General features: G+C 70.6%; 10 protein-coding genes and 1 pseudogene. 4 read left to right on the top strand and 7 right to left on the bottom strand.

The window, feature by feature from the left end; all coding sequences use genetic code 11:
- The first annotated feature begins 24 nt into the window (after nt 1-24).
- Nucleotides 25-537, top strand: a complete 513-nt coding sequence (locus tag ACIRRS_RS09025) for a GNAT family N-acetyltransferase (protein ID WP_402966960.1) — start codon at nt 25-27, stop codon at nt 535-537.
- A gap of 49 nt (nt 538-586) precedes the next feature.
- Here the strand turns inward: ACIRRS_RS09025 and ACIRRS_RS09030 are convergent, their stop codons facing one another.
- The 4 genes from ACIRRS_RS09030 to ACIRRS_RS09045 form a co-directional block, all read right to left on the bottom strand.
- Entirely contained in the window at nt 587-2,986 is a 2,400-nt protein-coding gene (locus ACIRRS_RS09030; protein WP_402966962.1) for an ATP-binding cassette domain-containing protein, read from the bottom strand.
- Nucleotides 2,987-3,072: 86 nt separating this feature from the next.
- Nucleotides 3,073-3,486 (bottom strand): VOC family protein, encoded by a 414-nt coding sequence (locus ACIRRS_RS09035; protein ID WP_402966964.1) that lies wholly within the window; start codon nt 3,484-3,486, stop codon nt 3,073-3,075.
- Between the two features lie 83 nt (nt 3,487-3,569).
- Nucleotides 3,570-4,064, bottom strand: coding sequence for an N-acetyltransferase (locus ACIRRS_RS09040; RefSeq protein ID WP_402966966.1), 495 nt, complete (start codon nt 4,062-4,064; stop codon nt 3,570-3,572).
- A 367-nt stretch (nt 4,065-4,431) separates the two neighbouring features.
- Nucleotides 4,432-4,944, bottom strand: a complete 513-nt coding sequence (locus ACIRRS_RS09045; protein ID WP_402966968.1) for a hypothetical protein — start codon at nt 4,942-4,944, stop codon at nt 4,432-4,434.
- Here ACIRRS_RS09045 and ACIRRS_RS09050 point away from each other — a divergent pair.
- Nucleotides 4,880-10,342, top strand: coding sequence for a PA14 domain-containing protein (locus tag ACIRRS_RS09050; RefSeq protein ID WP_402966970.1), 5,463 nt, complete (start codon nt 4,880-4,882; stop codon nt 10,340-10,342). The genes ACIRRS_RS09045 and ACIRRS_RS09050 overlap by 65 nt on opposite strands.
- 62 nt (nt 10,343-10,404) lie before the next feature.
- The gene (locus ACIRRS_RS09055; RefSeq protein WP_402966972.1) at nt 10,405-11,466 is read left to right on the top strand and encodes an RICIN domain-containing protein; all 1,062 of its coding nucleotides are present in this window, start codon (nt 10,405-10,407) and stop codon (nt 11,464-11,466) included.
- Between the two features lie 266 nt (nt 11,467-11,732).
- On the opposite strand, the pseudogene ACIRRS_RS09060 reads toward ACIRRS_RS09055, so the two are convergent.
- Nucleotides 11,733-12,371: pseudogene (locus ACIRRS_RS09060) on the bottom strand (SDR family NAD(P)-dependent oxidoreductase); the annotation flags it as partial.
- A 384-nt stretch (nt 12,372-12,755) separates the two neighbouring features.
- On the opposite strand from ACIRRS_RS09060, the gene ACIRRS_RS09065 reads away from it, so the two are divergent.
- Nucleotides 12,756-13,805 (top strand): hypothetical protein, encoded by a 1,050-nt coding sequence (locus ACIRRS_RS09065; RefSeq protein ID WP_402967063.1) that lies wholly within the window; start codon nt 12,756-12,758, stop codon nt 13,803-13,805.
- On the opposite strand, the gene ACIRRS_RS09070 is transcribed toward ACIRRS_RS09065, so the two are convergent.
- Both ACIRRS_RS09070 and ACIRRS_RS09075 read right to left on the bottom strand, forming a co-directional pair.
- Nucleotides 13,802-14,974, bottom strand: coding sequence for a 4-hydroxybenzoate 3-monooxygenase (locus ACIRRS_RS09070; protein ID WP_402966973.1), 1,173 nt, complete (start codon nt 14,972-14,974; stop codon nt 13,802-13,804). The genes ACIRRS_RS09065 and ACIRRS_RS09070 overlap by 4 nt on opposite strands.
- 233 nt (nt 14,975-15,207) lie before the next feature.
- Nucleotides 15,208-15,993: a helix-turn-helix domain-containing protein gene (locus tag ACIRRS_RS09075; RefSeq protein ID WP_402966975.1), complete on the bottom strand. Its 786-nt coding sequence runs from the start codon at nt 15,991-15,993 to the stop codon at nt 15,208-15,210.
- Nucleotides 15,994-16,047 lie beyond the last annotated feature (54 nt).

The raw sequence follows: 16,047 nt of genomic DNA on the forward strand, positions 1-16,047 counted from the left end.
GGGCACATTTCGGGGGCGCAGCACATGGGGTACCGGATCGAGCGGATCGGCGCGGGGGACTGGGAGCGCCTGAAGGCCGTACGGCTGGAGCAGCTCCTCGACACGCCGATGGCCTTCGTCGAGACCCACGAGGCGGCGCTCGGCCACCCCGAGAGCGAGTGGCGCGACCGCGCCGCCGCCGTGAACGGCCCCGGCCGGGTCGGCCTGGTGGCGGTGGACGGCGACGGCGGCGAGTGGGTCGGCACGATGCTGACCCTCCCGCACCCCGAGGAGCCCGAGACCGCCGTGCTGATCGGCGTCTGGGTGGCCCCCGGGCACCGCGGCCGCGAGCGCGGGGCGACGGACGCGCTGCTCGACGGCGTCCTGGACTGGGCCCGCGCCGAGGGCAAGGACCGCATGGTGCTCCGGGTGCACGAGGCCAACGACCGCGCCGCCGCCTTCTACCGGCGGCGCGGCTTCGCGTTCACCGGCGACGCCCAGCCGTTCGTGCTGGACCCGGCGACCGTCACCCTGCGGATGAGCCTCGCGCTGGGCTGAATCAGCGTTGGGCCGGCTCGGCGTTGGGCCGGTTCAGCGTTGGGCCGGTTCAGCCCACGTAGTCGGCCAGGTGCTCCCCGGTCAGCGTCGAGCGGGCGGCGACCAGCTCGGCCGGGGTGCCCTCGAAGACGACCCGCCCGCCGTCGTGCCCCGCGCCCGGGCCCAGGTCGATGATCCAGTCGGCGTGCGCCATCACCGCCAGGTGGTGCTCGATCACGATCACCGACTTGCCCGAGTCCACCAACCGGTCCAGCAGGCCCAGGAGTTGCTCCACATCCGCCAGGTGAAGCCCGGTGGTCGGCTCGTCCAGGACGTACACCCCGCCCTTGTCCGCCATGTGGGTCGCGAGCTTGAGCCGCTGGCGCTCGCCGCCCGAGAGGGTGGTGAGCGGCTGCCCGAGGGTCAGGTAGCCCAGGCCCACGTCCGCCAGGCGCTCCAGGATGCGGTGGGCGGCCGGCAGGTGCGCCTCGCCGGAGCCGAAGAAGGCCTCCGCCTCCGCGACCGGCATCGCCAGCACCTCGCTGATGTCCCGCCCGCCGAGGTGGTACTCCAGCACGGACGCCTGGTAACGGCGGCCCTCGCAGTCCTCGCAGGTGGTGGCCACCCCGGCCATCATCGCCAGGTCGGTGTAGACCACGCCCGCGCCGTTGCAGGTCGGGCAGGCGCCCTCGGAGTTGGCGCTGAACAGGGCGGGCTTGACGCCGTTGGCCTTGGCGAAGGCCTTGCGGATCGGCTCCAGCAGGCCCGTGTACGTCGCCGGGTTGCTGCGCCGGGAGCCCTTGATCGCCGTCTGGTCGACGGAGACCACGCCCTCGGAGGCAGCCCCCGACGGTCGACACAGCGAGCTGTGGATCAGGGAGCTCTTGCCCGAGCCCGCCACCCCGGTGACCACCGTCAGCACGCCCAGCGGCACGTCCACGTCCACGTCCCGCAGGTTGTGGCTGCTCGCACCCCGGATCTCCAGCTTCCCGGTCGGCCTGCGCACGGCCGCGCGCAGCGCCGTACGGTCCGCGAGGTGGCGGCCGGTGACGGTGTCGCTGGCGCGCAGCCCGTCCACGCTGCCCTCGAAGCAGACGGACCCGCCCGCCGTGCCCGCGCCCGGGCCGAGGTCGACGACGTGGTCGGCGATCGCGATGGTCTGCGGCTTGTGCTCGACGACCAGCACGGTGTTGCCCTTGTCGCGCAGGCGCAGCAGCAGGTCGTTCATCCGGCTGATGTCGTGCGGGTGCAGGCCGGTGGTGGGCTCGTCGAAGACGTACGTGGTGTCGGTGAGGGCCGAGCCGAGGTGGCGGATCATCTTGACGCGCTGCGCCTCGCCGCCGGAGAGGGTGCCGGAGGGGCGGTCGAGGGAGAGGTAGCCGAGGCCGATCTCCACGAAGGAGTCCAGGGTGTGGCGCAGGGTGGTGAGCAGCGGCGCGACCGTCGGCTCGTCCAACTTCCGTACCCAGTCGGCGAGATCGCTGATCTGCATGGTGCAGGCGTCGGCGATGCTGATGCCGGCGACCTTGGAGGCGCGGGCGGGCGCGCTCAGCCGGGTGCCCTCGCAGTCGGGGCAGACGGCGAAGGTGACGGCGCGCTCGACGAAGGCGCGGATGTGCGGCTGCAGGGCGTCCTTGTCCTTGGAGAGCATGGACTTCTGGAGCTTGGGGATCAGGCCCTCGTAGGTGAGGTTGACGCCGTTGACCTTGACCTTGGTGGGCTCCCGGTGGAGGAAGTCCTGCATCTCCTTCTTGGTGAACTTCCGGATCGGCTTGTCCGGGTCCAGGAAGCCGGAGTTGGCGTAGACGCCGACCGTCCACCAGCTGTCGGTCTTCCAGCCGGGGATGGTGAACGCGCCCTCGGCGATCGACTTGGTGTCGTCGTACAGCTGGGTGAGGTCGATGTCGGTGACGGTGCCCCGGCCCTCGCAGCGCGGGCACATGCCGCCGGTGATGCTGAAGCTGCGGCGCTCCTTGACGGTCCTGCCGCCGCGCTCGACGGTGACGGCGCCGGCGCCGCTGATCGAGGGCACGTTGAAGGAGTACGCCTTGGGGGAGCCCAGGTGCGGGTCGCCGAGTCGGCTGAAGAGGATGCGCAGCATCGCGTTGGCGTCGGTGGCGGTGCCGACGGTGGAGCGCGGGTCGGCGGCCATCCGCTGCTGGTCGACGATGATCGCGGTGGTCAGGCCCTCCAGGACGTCGACCTCGGGGCGGGCGAGGGAGGGCATGAAGCCCTGGACGAAGGCGCTGTAGGTCTCGTTGATCAGCCGCTGGGACTCGGCGGCGATGGTGTCGAAGACCAGCGAGCTCTTGCCGGAGCCGGAGACGCCCGTGAACACCGTCAGGCGGCGCTTGGGGATGTCGACGGCGACGTCCTTGAGGTTGTTCTCGCGGGCGCCGTGCACCCGGATCAGGTCGTGGCTGTCGGCGATGTGCGGCTCGGGCTGCGGCGCGTCCGTCTTCCTGGCCATGCGGTGGTCTCTCTCCGTCTCGTACTCATCGGGCGGGGCCGCCCCTCCTCGTTCGGTGCGCGAGGAGGGGCGGGAAGGAGGAGCCTTCAGCGGACCTCGTTGAAGCGGATCATGTTCCCCGCCGGGTCACGGAAAGCGCAGTCTCGCACACCGTACGGCTGCGTGGTCGGCTCCTGGACGATCTCGGCGCCGCCGGACTTGAGCCGGTCGAAGACGCCGTCCAGGTCCGGGGTGGCGAGGACGAGCCGGGCGTACGTGCCCTTGGCCATCATCTCGGTGATCAGGCGGCGCTCGTCCTCCGTGACGCCCGGGTCGGCCGCCGGCGGCTCCAGCACCACCGACACGCCGGGCTGCCCGGCCGGGCCGACGGTGATCCAGCGCATCGGGCCGCCGCCGACGTCCTGGCGGACCTCGAAGCCGAGGAGGTCCCGGTAGAAGGCGAGCGAGGCCTCGGGGTCGGTGTGGGGGAGGAAGGACCAGTGGATGGTGATCTCGTTCATGACTGCAACGCTAGGCGCGCACCCGGCCCGGGCGCTTCTCGAAAACTGACCGGTTGGCGCCGGGCGCGAGCGGGGCGTGCGCGTCAGACGGCGGGCAGGGCCTTCCAGTCCTCCCAGGCGATGTCGCGGCCCAGGTGGCGGGGGCTGCGGAAGGGCCAGTCGGCGGCGATCCACTGCGGGACGAGCGCGTCCAGCGCCCGCTCCACCTCGCTGCCGACGAGATCGGCCACCACCCACCAGGACACCTCGGCGTCCGCCCCGGTGCGCTCGGGCGGGTCGATGTAGACGCAGCCGTGGACCGCGGTCTCGGCGGTGTCGAACAGGGCGTAGTTGAAGGACTGGTGGGCGGCGATCTCCTTCTCGTGCCGCAGCAGGTCGATGCGGTTCGACTCGTACGTCAGCGTCTCGGCGGGCCAGCCCCAGGCCGGGCCGAAGATGCTCCACAGGTGCTCGCGCGAGCCTGTCACGGCGGGGTAGTCGAGGGGTGCGTCGGCCTCGCGGATCGGGCGCAGGTGGTGCGCGCCGCCGGGGAGCGGGACGTGGAGGGGGTGCACGAAGTCAGCGGGAAGCCAGGTCATGGCGCCGAGGCTAGTCAACGGCGGGCCGCGGGCCCAGCGAATTCCCGGCGCCCGGGTCGGTCCGCCTGCTCGCGTACCGCACAACCGACTGCCGGCCCCTGCCGCTTCTGTTCCACGGGCCGGTTCGTTTCGTCGGCCAGATCCCTGGCCGTACGGTTCCGGCCAAGTGGGGCACGTGCGCGGGGCAGTTCCACGGCTCCGCTTGGAGGTGCCCGGCGGCGTGCTCTTGAGCATGTCCCTGACAGGACGGCGCGGCGGTGACGGCCGGTCCATGCGGCGGGCGTTCCGTTTGGAGGCCAGGCGGTTCGGTGATTCCGGCCAAGGTGTACAGCACCTGTTCCCCAGGGCCCTTCGGTCGCGGAGGATTTCAGTCCTCGCCCATGCCTTCCACCCAGGAGTGGAAGGGAGTGGACCCGCGTCCTGCCGTGTCACGGGTCCCGGCGGACGTCGACGGCGTTGGAGGGGCCTTGTCCGGAGGTGCCGGCACAGCGCGGTTGTCCGCGCGGTCGTGGTTGCGGTGGATCGTGTTCGCGGTGGCGACGGTGTTGGTGGCTTCGACGGTCCAGGCGGCAGGCATGCCGTCGGCATCGGCGCGGGCGTCCTCGGCGTCGAGGACGGTGCCGCGGGATCTGCCGATCCTGTCGGTCCCGTCGGCGGCCGAGCGGAAGCCGCAGGCCGAAGCGAAGCAGCCGGAGGCCGACTTCGCGCCCTTGGCGACCGGCGAGCATCCGCGGTTCGGCGCGCGCGGATCGGCGCGCGCCGCGGCCCCGGCGGCGCCGCAGACCAGCCTGGTCTCCCCGGTCGACGGTGCTGTCGTGGGTACGGAGACGCCGGCGCTGCAGGTGGCCCCGGCCGGTGACGGTGTCCTGTACTGCTTCAAGATCTCCACCGGGTTCGACGGCCGTTCGGGCAGTGTGGTGGACTCCGGGTGCCTCGACCAGCCGCAGTGGACCGTCCCCAAGCACGTGCTGCACGACGGCGCGCGCTACACCTGGACGGCGGCCACCGCGATGTCCGGCGCGACGACCGCGACCCCGCCGCAGTGGGTCGGGCACTTCACCGTCAACCAGCGGGTCGGCGACCCGGGCCCGGCACCGACGGACCACCTGGGCCCGGTGACGGTGAACCTGTTCAACGGCAACGCGCACGTCGAGGCCGCCGGCCCGGCGTTCCGGACCGTCGGCGGATCGGCGGGCGTGAACCTCGCCTACAACTCCCGCGAGGGCGCCCCGCACGGTGTGCGCGCCTCCTACTTCAACGACTCCCGGCACGCGGGCACCCCGGACACGACCCCCGTGATGGTGCGCGGAGAGTCCCAGGTCAACCTGGACTGGGGCATCCCGTGGACCGGCAACCCGGACAACCAGCCGTGGCGCGACAACCCGATGCCGCCCGCCCTGGACAAGAACTGGTTCGTCGTCCGCTGGGAGGGCCAGTTCAAGGCCCCGGTCACCGGGGACTTCCGGTTCGCCGGCTCGCACACCGACGGCGCCCGGGTCTGGCTGGGCGACAAGCTGGTCTACGACAACCCCGGCCCCGCCGACCCCGGCGACGACTTCCTCCTGCCCGGCCCGCACCAGGCCCAGGAGATCGCGCTGAAGGCCGGTCAGCTGGTGCCGCTGCGCGTCGAGCTGTACCACCACTCCGACCAGCGTCCGCGCATGGTGCTGTGGGCCAAGAGCAGCACCGGCCCGGACACCCAGCGCGTACACACCCTGGAGCCGAGGATCGTGCCGACGCAGTGGCTGTTCTCCTCGGATGCGCAGGCGCTCCCGGCGGGTTGGACGCTGTCGGCGCAGTCCAGCGGCTACAGCCGCGCCGAGATGCTGGACGGCTCGGTGGTGCTCACCGACGGAGCCGGCGGCAAGCACACCTGGGCCAAGGCCTCCACAGCCGGCTACACGCCGCCGGCGGGCGAGGACGGTGTGCTCGCCTTCGACACCTCGGGCCGGATCACGCTCACCGAAGGCGACACCGTGTCGCTGTTCAACCCCGACGGCACGCTGGCGGCGGTGGAGTCGGTGCTGGACGGCAAGAAGCCGGCCGCACTGCAGTACGTCTACAGCGGGACGCCACCGCGGCTGACGCAGATCAAGGACCCGGTCTCCGGCCGGTCGCACCAGCTCTTCTACAACACCGACGGCAGCGACGGCTGTTACGGCGGAGTCGCCCGTCCGCCGGGCTCCGACCCGGCACCGCCGCAGATGCTGTGCCGGATTCGGTACTGGGACGGCAGCGAGACCCGGCTCTGGTACCAGATGGGCACCCTGGCCCGGGTCGAGAACCCCGGCGCGGTGATGCAGGACTTCGACTACGTGGGCAGGGCCTCGGCGAAGCAGCGCTACGACGAGGCCGGGGACAACGAGTTGGAGAAGCAGAAGGCCCTGGACAGCATCGGGCCGCTGGCCACCGTCCGGGGAAGCCTGGCGTACGACTGGGTGGCGCACCAGGCCCCGTCCGCGGAGAACGGGTGCACCAACACCGGTGACACCGCCGCCGCCTGCACGGTGATCGGCTACGACTCCGTGATCGAGGACCCCAAGGAACCGCCCACCCTGCGCGCGGTACAGGTGCTGGCACCGGCCCCGGACGGCCGTACGGCCGGGATGCGAGCCGAGCACTTCTACCAGTACTACCTCGAACGCAAACAGGCCACCGTGGCGCTGGCCGGGGTGTACGACTCGACCCGCTCGCGCACCGTGACCTACGACGACGCAGGCCGCACCCTGGTCACCACCGACTTCACCGGGGCGAGCATCGCCGCGGAGTGGAACACCAAGGACCAGGCCACTGCCTCCGTCGACAGCGCCGGCCGGCGCTCCACCACGGTCTACGACCACGCCGACCGCCCGGTCGACAAGTACGGGCCCGCGCCGACGTCCTGCTTCACCGGCCGGACCCCGACGCCCGCGTGCGCGGGGAAGATGCCGCACACCCACACCACCTACGACGAGGGGCTGGCGGGGCTGTCCGCCGCCTTCTACGACAACCCGGAGCTGGCGGGTGTGCCGACGGTGTTCGCCACCGGGGTCGGCGCGGGCGACGGGGCGCTGTCGCGGTCGTGGGGCGCGAGCCCGCCGGTGGCGAACTCCGGTGGCTGGTCGGGCCGATTCACCGGCGAGGTCCAGTTCCCCGCCGCCGGGGACTACGGCCTCGGGTTCACGGCGGTCGACGGCGTCCGCCTGTGGGTGGACGACGTGCTGACCGTCGACAGCTGGAGCGACAAGCCCAGCACCGCGGTCACCGGGACGTACACCAACACCACGGCCGGCAGTCGGCACCGCGTCCGGGTCGACTACTACAACCGCTCCGGCACGACCGGGGCGCTGGCCTTCACCTGGACCCCGCCCGGCACCGGCGCCCCGACCCCGGTGCCGGGGGCGAACCTCGCGCCCCGCTACGGCTGGTCGACGGGTACGACCACCGAGGACACCTCCGGCGGCGACAAGGAGCGGGCGCCGTCCAAGCGCGGTGCGACCAGCTACTCCGACCCTGCGGCGGGGATCGACCCGGTGTACGGGCTCGTCGTCTCCACGACGGCCGATCCCGGCGGACTGGGCCTGACCTCCCGCACCACCTACGAGCGGCCGGGCGTCGGCTACCTCCGCAAGATGACCACGGCCATGCCCGCCGGTGACATCGCCAACCCCGACAAGCGCAACACCACCACCTATTACGGCGACACCGAGACCCGCGCCAATCCCTGCGACCCGAACGCCCCGGCCGCCAACCAGGGCGGTATGGCCAGGACCGCCACCGCCGCCAAACCGGGCAACGGGGCAGCGCTCACCGGCGAGACGGTGTACGACGAGGCCGGCCGAGCCGTCGCCGAACGCGTCAACGACGAAGCGTGGACCTGCACGAGTTACGACGTACGCGGCCGGGCGGTCAAGAAGAGCATCCCGGCCTTCTGGGACAAGCCCGCACGCACCGTCACCACCGACTACGCCGCCGGCGGCGACCCGCTGACGGCGAAGGTGACCGACGAGAACGGCTCGATCACCACGGTGATCGACCTGCTGGGCCAGGAGGTCGGCTACACGGACGCCAACGGCGTCACCTCCAGGTCCACCTACGACCAGGTGGGCCGGCTGACCACCGACACCACCACGGTCAAGGGCGTGTCCAGCACCGTGTCCTACGCCTGGAACGACGCCAACCAGCTGACCAACGTCAAGGTGGACGGGACCAGCGTCGCCACCCCCGCCTACACCGCCGCGGCCGAACTGGCCTCTGTCACCTACGGCAACGGGTCCCGCCTCGACTCGCTGACACGCAACGACTCCGGCAAGCCCACGGCATTGACGTGGACCACCGCCGGCGCCACCGTGGTCGACACGGTGACCCGCTCCCGCGACAACCGCGTCACCGACGACGTGGTCACGGCGGACGGGAAGACCTCCGCGACCTACTCCTACACCTACGACACCGCGGGCCGACTCGTCGCGGCGACCGTCCCGCACCACCGGCTCACCTACCGGTTCGACCCGGCCGACGGCTGCGGGCCAGCGGTGGCGGCCGGGGCGAACACCAACCGCACCGCATCCACCGACAGCCTCAACGGCGCCCCTGCGGTCACCACCACCTACTGCTACGACGGCGCCGACCGGCTGACCTCCGCCAGCGGCGGCCTCACCCTGGCCCTCGCCTACGACGCCCACGGGGACACGGTCAAACTCGGGGACGACACCCTGGGCTACGACTCCGCCAGGCGGCACATCCAGACCACGACCGCGTCGGGTACCGCGATCTCGTACACCAGGGACCCGGCCGACAGGCTGACGGCCCGTACCGTCACCGGCGCCGCCGACGGCTCGAAGAACGGGACCACCCGCTACTCCTACAGCTCCAAGCACGATAGCGCGGACCTCGTCCTGGACAAGGACGGCGGCCTGCTGCAGCGCATCGTGCCGCTGCCGGGTGGCGTGCTGCTGACCAAGAACTACGACAAGGCCGTCACCACCAACTGGTCCTACCCGAACATCCACGGAGACGTGCTGTTCACCGCCGACGGCACCGCCGCCCGCACCGGTGACATCCGCCTCTACGACCCCTACGGCCAGAACATCGACCCCGGGACCGGCGCCTTCAGCGACATTCCCGTCCCCGCCACCGCTGCCGGCGGCATGGACTTCGGGTGGCTCGGCCAGCACGAGCGGCCGGTGGAGCACCTGGCCGGCCAGCAGGCGATCGAGATGGGCGCACGCGTCTACCTCCCGGTCCTGGGCCGGTTCCTGCAGGTCGACCCGGTCCCGGGCGGGTCGGCCAACGACTACGACTACGTTGACGCGGACCCGGTCAACGGCCTGGATCTCGCCGGGACCTTCAGCTGGAAGTCGGTGGTCCGCGTCGGCACCACCGCGGCGGAAGTGGTGGCCTTCGTGCCGGGGCCGATCGGCACGGTCGCCTCCGGGGTGGCCGTGGCGGGCCAGCTCGCGCAGGGCAACAAGCAGGCCGCGGCGATGGACGCGCTGGGCATGATCCCCGGCGGCAAGCTCGCCAGTACCGTCGCCAAGACCGCGGCCAAAGAAGCCTCAACCGTTGAAAAGGCCGCCGCAGCGGTCGAGAAGGAGTGCAACTCCTTCGCCCCCGACACCCCGGTGGTCATGGCCGACGGCACCGTCAAGCCGATCAGTGACGTGCACGAAGGCGACCAGGTCCGAGTCACCGATCCCGCCACCGACCGAACCGCGACGGAACCCGTCACGTACGTCATCACCGGCCACGGTACGAAGCACCTGATCGACATCGGCCTCGAAGGGCCGCAGCCGGCGCCGGTCACCGCCACCGCCGGCCACCCCATCTGGATCGAGGACCGTGGCTGGGTCGATGCCGGCAACGTCCGAGCCGGTGACGTCGTCCGTGGTGCGCCCGGTTCCACGGCGCGGAAGGTCGCGTCCGTCCACGACCGCGGCGATGTGGCCGACGCGACCGTCTACAACCTCAGCGTCAGCACCATCCACACCTACTACGTCCAGGCCGGGTCGAGCCGGCTCCTCGTGCACAACGCGGCGTGCAGCAGGCCCGGGATGGACTTCACCCGGGCCGGCAAAAGGACCGTCGTCGCGCTCAACGCGGACAAGTACAACGGAATCAACCTCTGCGAATGGTGTGGCCGGGAAGTCGTCCAGCCGCAGAAGTCGCAGCGCGGAGTGACGCCGTCCAACGACGAACGCCAGGTCGACCACATGGATCCCAAGGCTAACGGTGGTTCCGGAACCCCTGAGAACGGCCAGCTGCTCTGCCGCTGGTGCAACGGCTGGAAGTCGGACAAGTGACATGCGAAAGGACCACGCGTGTGGCCAGAACCGTAGCCAGGAAAAGAAGATCGTTGTGGCAGGTGGCGACCGTCCTCGCCGCGATGGTGGGCGCGGCCCTGGGGGTCGGCGCCGCTCCGGCCGCGGCCGCGCCCCCAGCGGACACGAGCCTGACGGCACTGATCCAGCTGCCCTTCACCAACGTCAGCAACGGCAAGCTGCTGGACGTCCAGGACGGCAGCTACGACGACAGTGCGCCCATCTCCGTCAACTCGGCGCCGGGGTCTGCCACGACGTGGCGCATCAACACGGGCACCAGCCTCGGGTCGGGGTTCGCCATCGCCAACGCCACGACCGGCAAGTGCATGGACCTGACCACCGCCCGCTACCAGCTGCGGCAACAGCCGTGTGACGGGCGCGCGTCCGAGCAGTGGTACTTCCAGCCGATCTCCGGATCGGCGCAGAAGGCGTTCAGAATCCGCCAGGTCGGAGACAACTCCTGCCTGACCGTCCAGATTCCGCCCGCCGGCGACAACTGGGTGTACACCTACCGCTGCGACAACACGCCGTACCAGCAGTGGACACTGCCCGCCGAGCTCTACCAGACGGCGTGGAACATGGCCGTGGACTACGCGGCCGCCCGGTGCAACAAGGACACCGCGACCTGCTCCTGGACCACGAGCAGCCAGACGCCGCCGTTCACGCTGCCGGAGCAGTGCGTCTCCCCGATCTGGTTCAACGACACCTCGACCACGATCCCGTGGGAGTTCTCGCTGAGCACCACCACGGGGTGGAGCAACACCATCGGCTTCAAGCTGGGGGGAAGCCTGAAGGTCGGCGGCACCATCGGTCTCGCCAATGTCGAGCTGACGATCAACGGTGAGATCAGCGGCGCGACCACGGTGGACCTCAAGCAGGAGCTGGGCAGCAAGCTGACCGTGAGCGTGCCCCCGCGCCAGTACGGGTGGGTCACGCTGTCCGAACTGGCCACCAAGGCCACCGGAACCTTCACGTTCGACGCCCAGGGCTTCCCTTGGACCGCCGACGACACCATCACCGTGCCCCTCAAGTACGACAACAATGGCGGCGCGAGCATCTACAGCGCACGGACCAGGGCAACGTTCACCAACTGCGCCGGAACCTAGGAGGGAACCTGGGAGCAGCGCCCGCCCGGTCCTGGATGCGGCGGCCCGGTCAATTCCGGGGCCATCGTGTCCAGGCCGGGTACGTGGGCATGCGTTCACCGGGTCGGGTGCCGGTCGAATGGCGAACGGGGGGCGGAATCGGTTGATTCCGCCCCTCACATCATGATCGGCTCTCCCAATCGTTCCGACGGCAACGGCATGCAGCCTGAAAGACGGCGCAGGCCACTGGTCGCCGTTGGGGAAGTCGGGCGCGAGGTGTCGGGGGGTCAGGTGCCGAGCAGGTCGGTCGAGACCGCCCACAGGCGCTCGGCGGCAGCGGGATCGAGCGCCCATTCCTTGACGCCGTGCGGGTGTTGTGCGAGGTCGGCGTCGTTCGGCACGGTGTAGGCCTCCTGCGAGTCATCGAGGTAGTGGCCTCCGGAGTGGGCGAACTGCGGGGCGACGGCCGCGACCATGGTGGTGGCGGCTCCCTGCTGGACCGTTTTGTACGTGAAGACTCCGGCGGCCTCGGCGGCATCGAGCGACTGCTTCTGCCGCGCGGTGAAGTTCCGCTGCAGACCCGTCGCGACGCCGCCGGGGTTCACCGCGTTGGCGACGATGCCGTCGGACGCCCACAGGCGGGTCGCCTCGACGGCGAACAGGGAGTTCGCCGTCTTCGACCGGGCGTAGGCGATCTGCGGGTCGTAGCCGCGCCGCTCGAAGTGGAGGTCGTCGAAGTCGACGCCGGAACGCATGTGCGCCGTCGAACTGACCGAGACGATCCGTGCCCCGTCGCGGTCGGACGCTCCGAGGGCAAGGGCGTCGTGCAGGCCGACGGCGAGTGCGAGGTGACCCAGATGGTTCGTCGCGAACTGCAACTCCCAGCCCTCGCGGGTTCGTTCGAGGCCACCGGTGACCACGCCCGTCGCGCGGACGATGATCAGCGCGTCGATCGGCCTCAAGCACCAGGCCGCAACGCGGGAGTTCTACCTCGAACGCCTGAAGACCGCCATCGAACTCCTGGTGCACTGAAGCGCCGAGGCCTGCTGCTCGTGCCCGGAGCCGCCGGTACCTCCGGCCCTCGCGTACACGCGGCAAGCGACCGTGGCGGGAACGGTGAGACTCCGACGACACGGATGAGACCGAGTGAGAATCCGCCATCTGCCGTGCGACAGGACACCGAGTCGTGCAGTCGCTCAGTGTGTGTGACTCGGCACGCTACTTGTCGCTAACCGCACTACTCGACGTGCGGTTCTCCGGGTGGGTCAGCACGACAACTGTCGCTGATTCAGCGAGGTATCTGTCGGTTGGTGATCGTTCGGCAAGCAAGGTGTCGCCAACTCCGACGTTCCGGAGCGGTCGGCTGCGCGGACGACCGATGGCTGCGCGAGAGCGGCGGGCACCCCAGCGTCTCGGAGAAGGTCCGGGCAGCGATCCTGGCCGTCCGGGAGGAGACCCGGCTCCACCGCTCCAAGGTGGACGCCCGCACCCGGGAGACGATGATCCACCGCTACGTCCGCGAGACGTTCCCCGGCCAAGAGATCAAGGTCCCCAGCTACGACACGCTCAGGCGGGTCCGGCACGAGTGGTTCGGCCCGGGCCGTGGTCGGCAGCGTTACGAACGCTCCGCGTCGCTGCCCGAGAAGGACGGGCACGTGCTGGTCACCAGGCCGGGCCAGGTGGTCGCGCTGGACGCGACGATCTTGCCGGTGATGGTCCGTGAGGGGGTCTTCGGCGACCCGGTCCGCGTCCACCTGACGCCGGCGCTGGACGTCTACACCCACTCCATCTGCGCTTTCCGGCTCACGCTGGTGTCGGACGCATCGGTCGACGTCGCGATGGTGCTGCGGGACGTGATGCTCCCGCTGCCCATGCGGGCCGACGGGGACGGCGAGATGGAGTGGCCCTACCCGGGACTGCCGGCCGCAGTGGTGGCGGAGTTCGTCGGCCACCGCGTCGCGGCCCTACCGTTCTTCGCGCCGGAGACGGTGACCACCGACCACGGCAGTGTCTACCGCAACCACCACCTGGTCGAGGTCCAGGAGGTGATCGGCTGCCGGGTGCTTCCGGCGCGGGTGCTGCGGCCCCAGGACGTACGCGGCGTCGAACTCGGTGTCTGCCGAGTTTGGTTGACACTTCTGGCCAGGCGTGGGGTCGAGGGCCACGAGATCCGAGACGAGGACATCGCCCGACCGTCCCCGCTCAAGCACCGCAACCGGATAAGAACCTGCTCCGCCGCTACTGCTTCACCGCCTCCACCCCGGCGGCCGGCGCCCTGCGCCCGCTGCGCGACCCGGAGGCGCCGGAGCCGGACGAGGACGACGACGCGGCATGGTTCCGGAGGAGGAGGTGGGGCCTAGTTGGTTCCGGCTGTGAGTTCATTGAACAGCTTGTTCGCCGACTCCGAGGTGAACTGGCGCTGGAGTTCGGCGCGGGCGATCTGCTTCTTGAACTCGCCCTCGTAGCCGGTGAATCCGGCGTTGTGCATGAGATCGGTGATCCACGTGGCGAACGCCTGATAGTTCCAGATGTGCGGCAGGCAGGTCTGCGAGTAGCTGTCGAGGAGGCTGGAGTCGCCCTCGGTGGCACGGCGGATCACCGCACGGGCGAAGACCTCGGTGTCGTGCAGAGCGAGGTGGATGCCCTTGGCGCTCATCGGCGGCACGATGTGCGCGGCGTCGCCCAGGAGGTACAGGCTGCCGTAGCTCATCGGGTCGAACACCACGCTGCGCAGCGGAACGATCTGCTTGGACAGGATCTGCCCGCGCGAGGGCGGCGTGCCGAAGCGGGCCTCCAGTTCGCTCCAGATGCGCTCGTCCGGCCACCGTTCGGGGGTGTCGTCGACCGCGCACTGGAGGTAGATGCGGCTGGCTTCAGGGCCGCGGGGGATCATCCCGGCCAGGCCCCGTTCGTGGATCGCCATGCCCGAGGGCTTGGTCTCGGTGGCGGCCAGGACACTGAGCCAGGAGTAGCCGCACTCGTGGGAGTACTCGGTCAGCGCGGCGGCGGGGATGGACCGGCGGGAGACGCCGTGGAAGCCGTCGCAGCCGGCTACGAAGTCGCACTCGATGGCCCGCGCCGCGCCCTTGGCGTCTCGGTAGCGCACCACCGGGCGGCCCTCGGCGAGGTTCTCCGGAGCGACGTCCGCGGCCTCGTAGCGCAGGTCACCGCCTTCGCGGAGAAAGACGTCGGTGAGGTTGCGCACCAGGACCTGCTGCGGGCAGTACAGGCTCTCGTTGTCGTCCTCGTCCACGTCGATGGGCATCGCGTGGCCGTCGATGTAGAAGCCGCCCTCGCTGTGCGGGATCGGGTCGCCCGCCAGGACTTCCTCCAGGCCCCAGTCACGGAACAGGCGCACCCCGAAGGTGTCGATCGTTCCGGCGCGCTGGCGCTTCTCGACGTAGGCGCGAGGGTGTTTCTCCAGCACGATGCAGGCGACGCCGTTGCGCAGCAGGAGGTTGCCGAGGGTCAGACCGGCGACGCCGGCCCCGATGATGACGACGGCCGTGTCGTCGCGTGTCTCAGTCATGCGTTCAGGCCCTTCATGATCCGTACGGTGGTCGGTACGCGCCGAACGCGTACATCGCGGCGCCGGCCATGGGGTCGGGGGCCGCCGCCCGCTCGCTCGCTGTCCACTGTGAAAGACCCAGCGGACTCCAGACCACCGGCAAGTCGACACTCGATACCGGAAACCCGCCAAGCCGATTCGGGCCACGCCCACTGCACGCTCGACCAGCACACATCGGGCAGACGGCCCAGCGGCTAGCGTCCGTGAATGCGGAGACCAGCCTGGTAGCGGCCGGGTGTCTGGCCGACGACCTCGGTGAAGGCGTCGATGAAGGTGGACGGATTGGACCAGCCGCACGCGACTGCGGTCTCCGTCACCGTCATCCCGTCGGTCAGGTGCGCCAGAGCGTGGTGGATGCGCAGGGTGGTCCGCCAGCGGTGGAAGCTCATGCTCAGCTCGGCGTGGAACAGACGGCTGAGCGTGCGCTCGCTGGCCCCCACCGCCCGGCCCAGCTCGGCCAGGGTGGAAGGCCGGGCGGGGTCCGCGCGCAGCCGGTCGGTGGCGGCGCGCAGCCGGTCGTCGCTCGCTTCGGGAAGGTGCAGGGAGGTCTCGGCGGCGTCGGCCAACTCGTCCACGATCACGGCGAGCAGGCGCCGGTGGGCGCCGGGCCGCCGTTCCGGCTCGTCGGTGAGCGCCAGAAGGGCCTCGCGCAGCAACGGGCTCACCGCGAAGACGCTGGGGTGATCGATGAGCCCGGCGCACAAGTCGAGCGGCACGGACACCAGCCGTACGTCGGTTCGCCCGTAGAAGCGGTGCGAGTGGGCAAAGCGCGGAGGCGTCCAGGTGATCCGGTCCGCCGGGGCGACCCACGTGCCGCGCTCCGTCGTCGTGACCAAGGCGCCGGCGGCGGCGTAGACCAGCTGACCGTGGACGTGGCTGTGCGGATCGAGCTGAAAGCCGTGCGGCAGCCAGGCACCGCCCTTCAGGATCTCCTCGTCTGTCTCGGCGGGTGTCGATGAAGGTTGGCGAGTTTTCAGCATCAGGCGTCAGGTTACCGGTGGTGTCACACGAGGCGCCCCGCCGACAGTGGTCGC

Source organism: Kitasatospora sp. NPDC101183, assembly GCF_044767945.1.
Classification (GTDB): Bacteria; Actinomycetota; Actinomycetes; order Streptomycetales; family Streptomycetaceae; genus Kitasatospora.